The 11799-nt window shown below is 34.8% G+C and carries 12 protein-coding genes; 9 read left to right on the plus strand and 3 right to left on the minus strand.

The genetic code is table 11. The features are described from left to right. Positions 1–118 precede the first annotated feature (118 nt). From NK356_RS19975 to NK356_RS20005, 7 genes are all read left to right on the plus strand, one after another. Complete coding sequence (locus NK356_RS19975) at positions 119–985, plus strand: AraC family transcriptional regulator (protein ID WP_253317844.1); 867 nt, start codon at positions 119–121, stop codon at positions 983–985. 89 nt (positions 986–1074) lie between these two features. Continuing rightward, positions 1075–1494: an OsmC family protein gene (locus NK356_RS19980; protein ID WP_002982623.1), complete on the plus strand. Its 420-nt coding sequence runs from the start codon at positions 1075–1077 to the stop codon at positions 1492–1494. Between the two features lie 314 nt (positions 1495–1808). Beyond that, positions 1809–2414, plus strand: coding sequence for a TetR/AcrR family transcriptional regulator (locus NK356_RS19985; RefSeq protein WP_034691627.1), 606 nt, complete (start codon positions 1809–1811; stop codon positions 2412–2414). Positions 2415–2424: 10 nt separating this feature from the next. Continuing rightward, positions 2425–3693 carry an acetyl-CoA C-acetyltransferase gene (locus NK356_RS19990; protein WP_253317845.1) on the plus strand — a complete coding sequence of 423 codons (1269 nt, stop codon included), beginning with the start codon at positions 2425–2427 and terminating at the stop codon, positions 3691–3693. Between the two features lie 9 nt (positions 3694–3702). Beyond that, on the plus strand, positions 3703–4128 hold the full coding sequence (locus tag NK356_RS19995) for a PaaI family thioesterase (RefSeq protein WP_034691630.1): 426 nt from the start codon (positions 3703–3705) through the stop codon (positions 4126–4128). A gap of 2 nt (positions 4129–4130) precedes the next feature. Beyond that, complete coding sequence (gene fabF, locus NK356_RS20000) at positions 4131–5372, plus strand: beta-ketoacyl-ACP synthase II (protein ID WP_253317846.1); 1242 nt, start codon at positions 4131–4133, stop codon at positions 5370–5372. Between the two features lie 176 nt (positions 5373–5548). Further along, positions 5549–6673, plus strand: coding sequence for a TlpA disulfide reductase family protein (locus tag NK356_RS20005; RefSeq protein WP_034691635.1), 1125 nt, complete (start codon positions 5549–5551; stop codon positions 6671–6673). A gap of 46 nt (positions 6674–6719) precedes the next feature. Here the strand turns inward: NK356_RS20005 and NK356_RS20010 are convergent, their stop codons facing one another. From NK356_RS20010 to msrB, 3 genes are all read right to left on the minus strand, one after another. Then, positions 6720–7475 (minus strand): murein L,D-transpeptidase catalytic domain family protein, encoded by a 756-nt coding sequence (locus tag NK356_RS20010; protein WP_034691637.1) that lies wholly within the window; start codon positions 7473–7475, stop codon positions 6720–6722. Positions 7476–7617: 142 nt separating this feature from the next. Further along, positions 7618–8916 carry a Fic family protein gene (locus tag NK356_RS20015; RefSeq protein ID WP_034691640.1) on the minus strand — a complete coding sequence of 433 codons (1299 nt, stop codon included), beginning with the start codon at positions 8914–8916 and terminating at the stop codon, positions 7618–7620. Between the two features lie 65 nt (positions 8917–8981). After that, on the minus strand, positions 8982–9422 hold the full coding sequence (msrB, locus tag NK356_RS20020; protein ID WP_253317847.1) for a peptide-methionine (R)-S-oxide reductase MsrB: 441 nt from the start codon (positions 9420–9422) through the stop codon (positions 8982–8984). 142 nt (positions 9423–9564) lie between these two features. On the opposite strand from msrB, the gene NK356_RS20025 reads away from it, so the two are divergent. After that, entirely contained in the window at positions 9565–10809 is a 1245-nt protein-coding gene (locus NK356_RS20025; RefSeq protein ID WP_034691643.1) for a DUF445 domain-containing protein, read from the plus strand. A gap of 29 nt (positions 10810–10838) precedes the next feature. Then, on the plus strand, positions 10839–11729 hold the full coding sequence (locus tag NK356_RS20030; protein ID WP_034691646.1) for a hypothetical protein: 891 nt from the start codon (positions 10839–10841) through the stop codon (positions 11727–11729). Positions 11730–11799 lie beyond the last annotated feature (70 nt).

Consider the following 11799-nt stretch of genomic DNA (forward strand, 5'->3'; position numbering starts at 1 on the left):
AACATATTTCCGATTTATTTTATTTCAATTTTATAGATCAAACATAAGAAATCATAGGTTCAATAATTTAATACAGCTCAAATCGTGCTTTTTTGTATCTTTAAACTAAAGTTAAAGGATGCCGCAACAGCTTATTTTTGAAGATCACTATAAAAGACTCGGACTGGAAATATTTTCAGAAGAAAATCTGGAGAATTTCAACGGGAATCGGTTCTCTGCAGATATTAAAGTATTTTTTATTCCTTCAGGATATGAACTTACGGTAGATTTTAATCATTATACAACCAAGAAACCTTCACTTTTCTTTCTCACCAACCAAAATTTAAGTATCCAAAAAGGGAAAGATGAATCTATCCTTCTTTTCTACAACCGGGATTTTTACTGTATTCAGATCCATGATAAAGAAGTGGCTTGCGACGGTCTCCTCTTTCATAATGTATTTGAAATTCCTTTCGTAGAGCTTGATGATTCTGAAACATCTCTTATAAAAAGTTTGTTCCAGAATATTCAGGATGAACTTGAATGGAAAGATTCTTCCGCAGAGGAAATGATCAGAACCTATGTAAAACAGATCATCATCCGGGCTACCCGAAAGTGGAAGAAACAAAATCTGGATAATGACACGCTCAGAATACCTGGCAGTGAACTTGATATTTTCAGAGATTTCAGCAGACATCTGGAAATTCATTTCAGAGAGAAGCATAATGTAGCAGAATATGCTGAGCTGCTTCATATAGCTCCAAAAACCTTAACTCATAAATTTAAAAATTTAAATCTGGACTCACCCAATCAGTTTATCATCAACAGAATTTTATTAGAAGCTAAAAGATTGCTGTTTTATACGGATAAACCTGTCAAAGAAATTGCTTACGATCTCGGCTATGAAGATCCGGCTTATTTCAACCGTCTTTTCACCAACAAAACAGGAAGCACACCTGCAAATTTCAAAAAAGATTACACTTCGGGAAAAAAGTACAATATTTAAGTCATTTTATCTATTGAATAATCCTCGCTACAGATATACCTTTGTAACATCAAAATCAAACAACAATACTAAATACAAAAACAAACATTATGAGACGTAACGCAACAGCCGTTTGGAACGGTACCATTAAAGAAGGAAAAGGACATTTAACTACTCAGAGTACAACGTTAAACCAGACTCAATATTCTTTCAACAGCCGTTTTGCAGATGGTGTAGGTACAAACCCTGAAGAATTACTGGCAGCAGCCCATGCAGGATGCTTCACGATGAAACTGGATGCAGAATTATCACAGGCAGGTTACAATCCTGAAGAATTAAAAACAACTTCTGTAATCACTCTTGACCCAAACATCGGAAAGATTACAAAATCTGAACTGACTCTTACCGCTAAAGTTCCGGGAATCTCAGAAGAAGAATTCCAGAAATTTGCGAAGATTGCTGAAGAAGGATGCCCTGTAAGTGCAGCTTTCAACTTTGAAATCACATTGAATGCTACTTTAGAGAACTAAGATTCCAGGCATTTATATCATAGAAAGAGGCTGTCTCAAAAGCCAAATGATTGGGCTTTTGTCATTCTGACGAAGGAAGAATCTCTTCGATAACAAACATATGAGATTCTTCACTACATTGTTGAACTACATTCGCAGACCTTCAGCCTGTGTTCAGAATGGCACTTTTAAGACGGCCTCTTTTCTTTTTAAAAACAATTCCAGTGGTTTTAGCCAAAACTTAAACCCAAAACATTCAAATTAATTATTCTCCTCTAATAAAATATACCGAATGGTATATTTTCGTATATTTGCATCATATTTAAACATTTATAATGTCGAAGGCAGAAAAAACGAAACAGCATATCATCGAGAAAACAGCAACCCTTTTTAATACCAAGGGTTATATCTCTACATCGCTATCCGACATTACTCAGGCAACCGGACTGACGAAAGGCAGTATCTATGGAAATTTTGAAAACAAAGACGAAGTAGCAATTGAAGTTTACAAATACAATTCCGGACTATTGAGCAAGACACTCAGTCGTTCTTTTGGTGATGAGTATCCAACTTCACTGGATAAACTGCATGCTTTTGTAGATTTTTACCGGAAAAACTGGAAGTTTGTCTTTGCCAACGGCGGCTGTCCGCTTATGAATGCTGCTACTGAAGCTGATGATTCTTTTCCTGCTTTAAAAACTCAGGTTAAAAAATCTTTTGAACAATGGATGACAAAAATATCAAATGCCATTGCAGAAGGACAAAGTAAAGGTGAAATTGATAAAAAAGTCAATGCTGAGCAATTCGCCTCCCTATTCATCATGCTTATTGAAGGTGGAATTCTGCTTTCAAAAACAATGGGTGACCAAAGTTTTCTAAACCACGCTTTAGATAAAGTCAGCCATATGATTGATCATGAACTCAATATTCTTCCATCATAAATTATACAATATGGAAACAAAAAAAGTGGCTATTGTAGGATACAACAGAATTCCTTTTGCCAGAATGAATACCGCTTATTCAGAGCAGGGTAATCAGGATCTTCTTCTTGCTTCTCTCAACGGATTAATAGACCGCTGCCATTTAAAAGGAAAACGACTTGGAGAAGTTGCGGGTGGCGCAGTCATTAAACACATTTCTGAGAGTAACCTCATCAGAGAAACGGTGATGAATACCACTCTTGACCCTGCAACACCTGCTTGTGATCTTCAACAGGCATGTGATACAGGAATTGAAGCTGCTATTTATATCGGAAATAAAATTGCCCTGGGGCAGATAGATTGTGGTATTGCCTGCGGAGTGGAAGCGATGAGTAACATCCCGTTTGAATCTTCACCCAGATTAAGAAAAGCTCTTTTACAAGCGAATAAAGAAAAATCAGCGTTTGGAAAATTAAAACAACTGTTAAGCCCAAGACTGAAAGACTGGATGCCAATTCCTTATAAAGGACAGGAACCTAAAACCGGTCTGGTAATGGGTGAACATACAGAAATTACCGCCAAATATTACAAAATTTCCAGAGAAGAGCAGGATGAACTCGCTTTAAAAAGCCACCAAAATATGGCAAAAGCTTATGATGAAGGATTTTTTGATGATATGATTACTCCAGCCTTTGGTCTAGATAAAGATAATAACCTGAGACGCGATAGTAGTATTGAGAAGCTTTCACAGTTGAAACCCGCTTTTGATAAACAGAATGGAACTTTAACGGCAGGAAATTCAACGCCATTTACGGATGGTGCTTCCGCAGTGTTACTGGCCAGTGAAGAGTGGGCGAAAGCCAATAACCTCCCTGTTTTGGCCTATATCAGTTTTTCTGAATTGGCGGGAATAGAATATGTAGAAAATAAACAGGATTTACTTCTTGCTCCTGTTTTTGCAGCGGAGAGAATGCTTAAAAAAGCCGAAATGAATCTGTCAGATTTCGATTATTATGAAATTCACGAAGCATTTGCCGCACAGGTTTTAGCAACTATAAAAATCTGGGAAAATGAAGAGCTAGCCCAAAAATTCGGATTGGAAAAAGCCCTTGGGAAAATAGACAGAAGCAAACTGAATGTAAAAGGAGGAAGCCTTGCAGCAGCACATCCGTTTGCCGCAACAGGAGGAAGAATTATTGCAACACTGGCAAAACTTCTTCATGAAAAAGGCAGCGGAAAAGGATTTATATCCATCTGTGCAGCCCGTGGACAGGGAGTAACCATGATTTTAGAAAAGTAAAAATTAAATATGGATAGATTAGCACAATTAAAACAATTCATCGGAAAAGAATTTGACCAGTCTCCGTCTCCATTTATGAAATGGCTTAATCCTATTGTTCTTTCTGTAGAAGAAGGACAACTGGAATTTCAATATACCATAAGACCGGAATGGCTGAACCCGATTGGAAACCTTCATGGTGGAGTTACCGCTGCCATTATAGACGATATCATTGGTGCTACCATGTTTTCTTTAAATGAAAATTCTTTCATTACCACTATAAATAATGTCATAGATTATTTTTCAACTGCAAAAGAAAATGATAATATTGTAGCCGAAACTAAAATCATTAAAAGAGGAAAGCAGTTTGTAAACGCTCAGTGCGAAATATGGAATGCAGATAAGACCCGCCTAATAGCGAGAGGAACCTCGAATTTATTCAAAATCAATAACTAAGTATGAAAAGAGTTGTCATTACAGGTCTTGGCGCAGTGACGCCTTTGGGAAATAATGTCGAAGAATTTTGGCAAAACAGCATCAATGGAGTGAGTGGAGCAAACAAAATCACCCATTTTGACACAGAAAAGTTTAAAGTACATTTTGCTTGTGAAGTTAAAAATTTTGATCCAAAAGTACATTTAACCCACAACGAAATTAAAAGAAGTGATTTATTTTCACAATATGCCATGTATTCCACAGCAGAAGCTTTAAAAGATTCAGGGCTTGAGCTGGAAAACATAGATCCATTTGACATTGGTGTGATCTGGGGAACAGGACAGGGCGGAATGTGGACTTTCGAAAGTGAGGTCATGAATTTTGCAGCTGGGGACGGAACTCCAAGATTCAATCCTTTCTTTGTACCGAAATTTATTGCTAATATGGCATCAGGAATGATTTCTATGAAATATGGTCTTCAGGGAATCAATTATACAACTGTTTCTGCTTGTGCTACAGGAAATACGGCATTAATGGATGCCTTCAATTATATTCATCTTGGAAAAGCAAAAGTGATTGTAAGCGGTGGCTCTGAGGCTGCCATTTCTCCTGCTTCTATCGGAGGATTTTCTATTATGAAAGCCATGTCTACAAGAAATGATGATTTTGCAACAGCAAGCCGTCCTTATGATGCAGACAGAGACGGTTTTGTAATGGGTGAAGGTTCGGGAACTCTGATCCTGGAAGAATATGAGCACGCCAAAGCAAGAGGAGCAAAAATCTATGCAGAACTGGTGGGTGCAGCAATGACAGCAGATGCCTATCATATGACAGCACCTCATCCTGATGGTGTTGGAGCCATCAAAGCAATGCAATTGGCTCTTAATGAAGCAGAAATCAATGTAGATGATATTGATTATATTAATCCACATGCTACGTCTACTCCACTGGGAGATCTGGTTGAACTGAACGGAATTAATAAATTATTTAAAGGAAGCAAAAACCTTGATATCAGTGCAACGAAATCAATGACTGGTCACCTGTTGGGTGCTGCCGGAGCAGTGGAAGCCATTCTTTCCATCAAGGCTATTCAGAATGGAATTATTCCTCCAACAATCAATCTTCACAGTATTGATGAGAATATTCCTCAGGATATCAATATCGTCTTTGGAGAAGCAAAAGAAAAAGATATTACGTATGCTTTAAGTAATGCTTTTGGATTTGGAGGTCATAATGCCACTTTAATTTTTAAGAAATTTTCTTAATTTTTAAAATACATTACTAGTGATTCTTATATCTGAAATTTACTAATCTTGCTTAGTCCTAAGGACAAAATGTAGGAAGATCTTTAATAAAATATTGACAATCCCTGTGTTTTTAAAGCACAGGGATTTTTTATGTATGAAAGTTTTTGTAAGTTAGTTTCCCTACAAAATATTTTATGAAGAAACTTTTCTATGCATCATTAATGCTCATTTCAAATTGTATTTATTCTCAGAATAATTTTGAAATTGATCTCCGTTCAGATTCATACATTAATGACAGCCTCATGTTGGGAGCACCATCGACGAGAAAAGGATTTGGGGACCTTTATACCTTCAAAATACAAACGAACAACAATATTTCTGATTTTGGAAAAAAGATCAGGATGGCTCATTCCATTTATTATTTTAAAATTCAAAAGAAAAATATTGTCAATGGTTTTATAGAGTACCCTCAACCAGTAGCTTTTGGTTATATGGGAAAGAAGGGTGAAGCAGCCAATAGTACCAAAGTATTTTTTTTAGAAAAAGGAAAATATAAAATTGATTTACCCAAAGACATCAATAATGTAGAACTTAATATAGATTCCCCAACGAACAAAGAATATAAGGCTTTACAAACATCATTAGAACCGTTTTATATAAAATCAAAAAGTCACTACCAGCTTGACAGTTTGATCAATATGGACAAGAAACAGGAATTTTTAGGAGAATATATCAGGAAAAATCCAAATTCGTATGTTGCATTATGGGAAATTGTGAATGATTATACTCTTAACGATTACCATCCTGCTTACTTGGAAAACCTGAATTTATTTTCTGCAAAATTTAAGCAAAACAAATTATACAAAGGTGTTGAAGCTCGTTTAAAAGCAGAACAATCTACCTCCATCGGACAGAAAATACCTGATATCTATTTTGACAAGCAGAATAAATTGACTTCCGAAGACTTTAAGAAATATAAATTAACCTTTATCGATTATTGGTCAACAACTTGTGCTCCCTGCATAAAAGGAATGCCAGAAATTGTGAAACTGTACAATGAATATAAAGATCAAAATGTAAACTTCATTACGATAACAGACGAGCAAAAACCTAATAGAATGGAGGTTGCCAAGAATATTTTAAAGAAAAATAATGCGAATTGGATTAATTTCTTTGATGTAAATAAAGATTTCCAAAAGAAAGTGAATGCAACCAATTATCCTATTCATTTTATCATTGATGAAAACGGAAAAATAATTGCCCGAATCAGCAATGGCATTGAGGAAGCAAGAACAATTATTAAAGAATATCTACGATAATTTCTTCAAAAGAAAAAAGCAGTCAAAAAAATGACTGCTTTTGTTTTTATGCTTTCAACCATTCTGAGGAAGAAAGATAATTCTGATCGGGATAATAAATGAACAGACAGTTTTTCCCTTTAATCGTGTTGATTATAGACTGTGTCAGTTCTCTTGGGACGGCAGGGCATCCCCAGCTTCTTCCAATTCTTTTGTGCATCGCAGCAAATGCATCACTTACATAATCCGCACCATGCATTACAATTGCTCTTCTGTATGCAGCATCATTAAAACCCTTATCCATTCCCAATAACTTCAGAGAGTATCCGTTATCACCCTGATAGGTTGCATCCGTGATATAAAACCCCAGACTACTCTGCAGCGAACTTTCCTTGTTAGAAAAATTCGTCGCAAATTCTTCGCCGGTATTCTTTCCGTGTGCTACTAATGAGTTGAACAGAACTTTTTTGTCTTCCAGGTCAATGATCCAAAGTCTTTTAGTGTTAGAAGACATAGAAAAATCGCAGATCGTTAATAAATGCGAATCCTGGGTAAGCAATCCTGCTTTTTTTAAATTTTCATAACCAGTCAATGCTTTTGAGAACACTTCATAATTCAATTCATGTTCCGGGTCAAAGGCAATAGATTGGTATAGTGCTTCTGATGAAGATATGGCTGTTGCGCCCTTCTCAGATTTCGTTTCAGCTACTTTTTCAGTTTTCGTTGTTTTTACATTCTCACTTTTCGCCACCACTTTTGGGGAAATGTAGAATGAAGTCGTCACCATGTAAACAAGGCCTAATACGCTATAAAATCCTTTCATTCAATACTATATAAATCCAAATTAGTGGGGCAAAATTATAAAAACATAATTACCAAGGGGTTATAACTCTAAAAAGTTTAACGCTATTTAAGAAACTTTAACCTTATAGAAATTGCGATATTTAAATATAATCTCGCACTTTCTATAAGGAATAAGTCTTTAAAACTGTATCAAAATCTTTTGATTTTATATAGTTATTCTTAATTTTATTTACTTTTATGATTTGAAGAAAACCTAATTCTGCTAAGCCATTCAGATCTTGTCTTGCAGTAAAACTTGAAATTTTAAAACGGTTTTCTATTTCCTTAACATTGAAAATTCTGTCAGAATCCTCATTTAGTATTTTAAGAATTTGAGCTTGTCTTTCATTTACATTTGGAATTCTTAAAAATTTTGATGCCTGAATAACTTCTCTTTGCTTTTCTCCGATATAATTTTTTAAAGCAACAAAAGCTTTGTCCATAGTTTTAATATTATAATTAATAAAATAGGTCAAATCATTTTCGTCATTCTCGGTATATAAATAAGCTTTTTCATATTGAGTTTTTGTATCTTTTATAATTCTGGATATTGAAAGATATTCTGTAAGCCAATACCCTCTTTTCAGCATATACCAATAAAAAATTGAACGTGCGGTTCTTCCATTACCATCACTAAATGGATGAATCCAACCTATCATAAAGTGTATAATAATACCTTTAATAATTGGATGTATAAAATCTTCTCCTTCATTATTAAAAAATATACATAAATCACTAATTAATTCATTAATTTCTTTGTGATCAGGAGGAATATGAACAATATCTCCATTTGAATAGTTTGCTACAAAAATTTCATCATTTATTCTAAAATTTCCTTCTTCCTTATCATTTTCAAGAGTACCATTAGTAATCAATTGATGAACTGTAAGTAAATTATCAACAGTAAGATCTAAATTTTTATTTTGAACAATATGACGCATGGTTATGAAATTATTCACTATCATTTGCTCAGATTTTGTTCTTGGTTTGAGTTCTTTTTGAATAATCTCTTTTGCTTTCCTTCTAGTTGTATTAGCTCCTTCCATTTGGCTGCTTGCAATGGCTTCTTCCATAATGGAACTAATAACAAACTTATTTTTATCTGTTTCAGCAATACCAATATTACTCCCTAAATTCCCTCCTATATTCAAATCAAATAAATGCAATGATTTTTGTATATACTCTGTCAAGAAATATTTAAAATAATACTTCCCAAATTTTATTTTATTTGTCCTAAGATTTCGATAAAACTTTATAGCATTCCAGTACTTTTGTGGATCTGTTTCTTTTGATAAATATTTAACTTTATCCCAATATAGATAATCATCATCTATTCTTTTCATTTCACCAGAAAATCTAATTTTAACCGATAATTTTAGAGTTTCTTCATCTTCTATATATTGTGGAGTTTTCTCTACCATAACTTAATCATTAGTCTATCAAATATAAATGAAAATTGCGAGATTCTGTTAGAATCTCGCAATTTTTACTTATTTATTATAAACTCAAGGCTTACAGAATTCATACAATATCTCAATCCTGTAGGCTTCGGACCATCATCGAAAACGTGTCCCAGATGGGAATCACATCTTTTGCAAAGTACTTCTACTCTATCCATTCCATACGACTGATCTCTTACATAATAGACTCCTTCTTTATCTGCTTCAAAGAAACTTGGCCATCCACAGCTGCTGGAAAATTTTGAAGTAGAGCGAAACAGATGATTTCCACACACGGCACAATAATATTCACCAACCTCATCAAATTCATTGTATTTTCCTGTAAAAGCTCTTTCTGTTGCAGCTTCTCTTGCGATCGCGTAGAGATCAGGAGTAAGGAGCTTTTTCCATTCTTCATTGGAAACATTGAGTTTGGTAGTATCGGTTCTGGAATAGTATGGATTGTTTTTTGCTTCTGTATTTTCCATAGGAAGGGTTTTAATGGGTTCGTATTTCTGCGTACATGCCTGCAGAATAATTAATAGGGTTATTGAAATTAAAAATTTCATAGTAAATTTTAATTCTTTAACCACGAATGGTTTCATAACCAAATTTAGTAAATTTGAGAATATGAATGACGAAGCAAAAAGAAAACAACTCAGAAAATATAAAGCATTTGCCACCGGATTATTTGTCCTGATGGCTGTTATTTTCATTGTTACCACTATTTTACAGAAGTCTAATAACTCTCATTGGATTGGCTATGTACGGGCTTTTGCTGAAGCGGCAATGGTAGGTGCGCTTGCGGACTGGTTTGCGGTAACTGCATTGTTCCGTCATCCTCTCGGGCTTCCTATTCCCCATACCAACCTGATTGAAAACAGCAAACAGAGACTGGGAGACAATCTTGGAAGTTTTGTGGTGGGTAACTTTCTTTCTCCTCAGAATATACGTCCTTACATCCAAAAGCTCAAAGTTTCCAATTTTGTGGGAGAATGGCTGGGAAAGGAAAAAAGTCAGGAGATTTTGATTAAAAATCTTTCTGATATTGTTCTTGATATTCTTAATAAGCTTGATGATTCTACGGTAAGCCAGTTTATCAGCAAAAAGGTTTCTGAAATGACGGATGATATCAAACTTAATAAAGTGGTAGGAAACGGAATAGGCTATATTCTGGAAAAAAATGACCATCAGAGGATCATCACCAATCTTTCGAAACAGATCAAAGATTATATCATTGAAAACGATGAAATGATCCAGGAACGGGTAAAGAAAGGAAGCTATTCATTCATTCCATCTTTTGTAGATACTAAAATTGCTGATAAAATTGCTGATGGACTTTCTGATTTTTTTAAAGAAATAGAAGAAGATCCCCAACACGAAGTAAGAGGTTTGATTACCCAGAAAATTCATGAATTCTCCGTTGATCTGAAAGAAGATCCGAAATGGGATGAAGAATTTAAAACCATCAAAAACGGGCTTCTGAAAAATGACAAACTGGATGAATATTCTAATGACATCTGGGTTTCCATCAAAAAAACGCTGATGAAAGAACTTCAGGAGGAAAACTCAGCGTTGAAAAACTATCTTACTAAAAATTTGAATGAGTTTGCCCAGAATTTAAAAACCGACGAAAACCTTCAGAACAAAATTGACCATTGGGTTCGGGTGACGGCTTATAAATATATTCTGAAAAACACCCATCAATTCGGAAACCTCATCAGTACTACCGTTGGAAACTGGCAGGGAAAAGAACTCAGCGAAAAACTGGAACTGGAAGTAGGAAAAGATCTCCAGTTTATCCGGGTTAACGGAACGCTGGTCGGCGGGCTGGTAGGATTGATTATCTACACCATTGCGCACTTCTTCATTTAAAAAAAACTAAAATCCACGATAACTCAACCATGAAAAAAATTTTCAGTGTCTTCTTTTTCTTTTTCCTTACATTTTTTCTCGGGCAAAAAGTTGAATTAAAGAAAGTTACAGATTCTTCACAGACTTTTACGGGAGAGATCAATGGAGTACCTATTACGATACAACTCAATTATACAGGTGTTGTAGACTGTGATCAGTATCAGCATTATGTGGATGGATGGTATTATTATGACAAATACAAAAAGAAAATCCCACTTACCGGAATATATGACTATTATGGAAGTCTGTCACTGTATAATTTTGGAGCGAAACAAAAGCAGAATTCAAAACTTTTGAAAGAACAGATCACTTCTCTTCAGAAAGTAGAAAAGACTGATGAAATAGCTCAAAAATTAACACCAAAGGAGACTATTATATTTGATCAATCAACTCTTAAAAATAATCCAATTCCCGGACATTTTTATCTGGACAAAAAATCCCAGCCTGCAAAATTGTTTACAGGCAATACAATGATTTACCGTCTTAACAATTATCTGTTTTTACCAAATAATAAAAAAATCAATACCTATGATTTCATTAATAAAGCAGGCGGAAATGAACTGATTTCCTATTCTTCAGGAGAAAATGGAAACAGGGTTTTGCTTTATTTTGAGCAAATATCAAATTTTAATGCCTGTGGGCAATGTGGGGCAAGCGACGGAGAAAAAGGTTACAGGGTTCTCTATTTCACAAAAGACTGGAATTATAAAAACTATGAGGAATTCCTGATTGAAAGCTGCTGGGAAAGTATCTATGACGTCACCAAAACAAGATCCAAAGACAAACAAACTATACAATATAAAATCAACAAGTCAGAAAGCACTCCTGCTCACACACTTACCGTAGATATAAAAAATGCATCCGTAGTAAAGTCAAAATAAAAAGAAGCCGTCTCACAACTGAGGCGGTTTTTCTTGTTAAAAAGTAAATAATTTTTATATATTTTGATTT

The sequence above is a fragment of the Chryseobacterium sp. S0630 genome, assembly GCF_024158915.1.
Taxonomy (GTDB): domain Bacteria; phylum Bacteroidota; class Bacteroidia; order Flavobacteriales; family Weeksellaceae; genus Chryseobacterium.

What these genes read in the sequence shown, in the direction of transcription:
- NK356_RS19980 (WP_002982623.1), top strand. Translation starts at nt 1,075, where the DNA reads ATGAGACGTAACGCAACAGCCGTTTGGAACGGTACCATTAAAGAAGGA.
- NK356_RS20015 (WP_034691640.1), bottom strand. Translation starts at nt 8,916, where the DNA reads ATGGTAGAGAAAACTCCACAATATATAGAAGATGAAGAAACTCTAAAA.
- NK356_RS20030 (WP_034691646.1), top strand. Translation starts at nt 10,839, where the DNA reads ATGAAAAAAATTTTCAGTGTCTTCTTTTTCTTTTTCCTTACATTTTTT.
- NK356_RS19995 (WP_034691630.1), top strand. Translation starts at nt 3,703, where the DNA reads ATGGATAGATTAGCACAATTAAAACAATTCATCGGAAAAGAATTTGAC.
- NK356_RS20010 (WP_034691637.1), bottom strand. Translation starts at nt 7,475, where the DNA reads ATGAAAGGATTTTATAGCGTATTAGGCCTTGTTTACATGGTGACGACT.
- fabF (WP_253317846.1), top strand. Translation starts at nt 4,131, where the DNA reads ATGAAAAGAGTTGTCATTACAGGTCTTGGCGCAGTGACGCCTTTGGGA.
- NK356_RS19975 (WP_253317844.1), top strand. Translation starts at nt 119, where the DNA reads ATGCCGCAACAGCTTATTTTTGAAGATCACTATAAAAGACTCGGACTG.
- NK356_RS20025 (WP_034691643.1), top strand. Translation starts at nt 9,565, where the DNA reads ATGAATGACGAAGCAAAAAGAAAACAACTCAGAAAATATAAAGCATTT.
- msrB (WP_253317847.1), bottom strand. Translation starts at nt 9,422, where the DNA reads ATGGAAAATACAGAAGCAAAAAACAATCCATACTATTCCAGAACCGAT.
- NK356_RS19985 (WP_034691627.1), top strand. Translation starts at nt 1,809, where the DNA reads ATGTCGAAGGCAGAAAAAACGAAACAGCATATCATCGAGAAAACAGCA.
- NK356_RS20005 (WP_034691635.1), top strand. Translation starts at nt 5,549, where the DNA reads ATGAAGAAACTTTTCTATGCATCATTAATGCTCATTTCAAATTGTATT.
- NK356_RS19990 (WP_253317845.1), top strand. Translation starts at nt 2,425, where the DNA reads ATGGAAACAAAAAAAGTGGCTATTGTAGGATACAACAGAATTCCTTTT.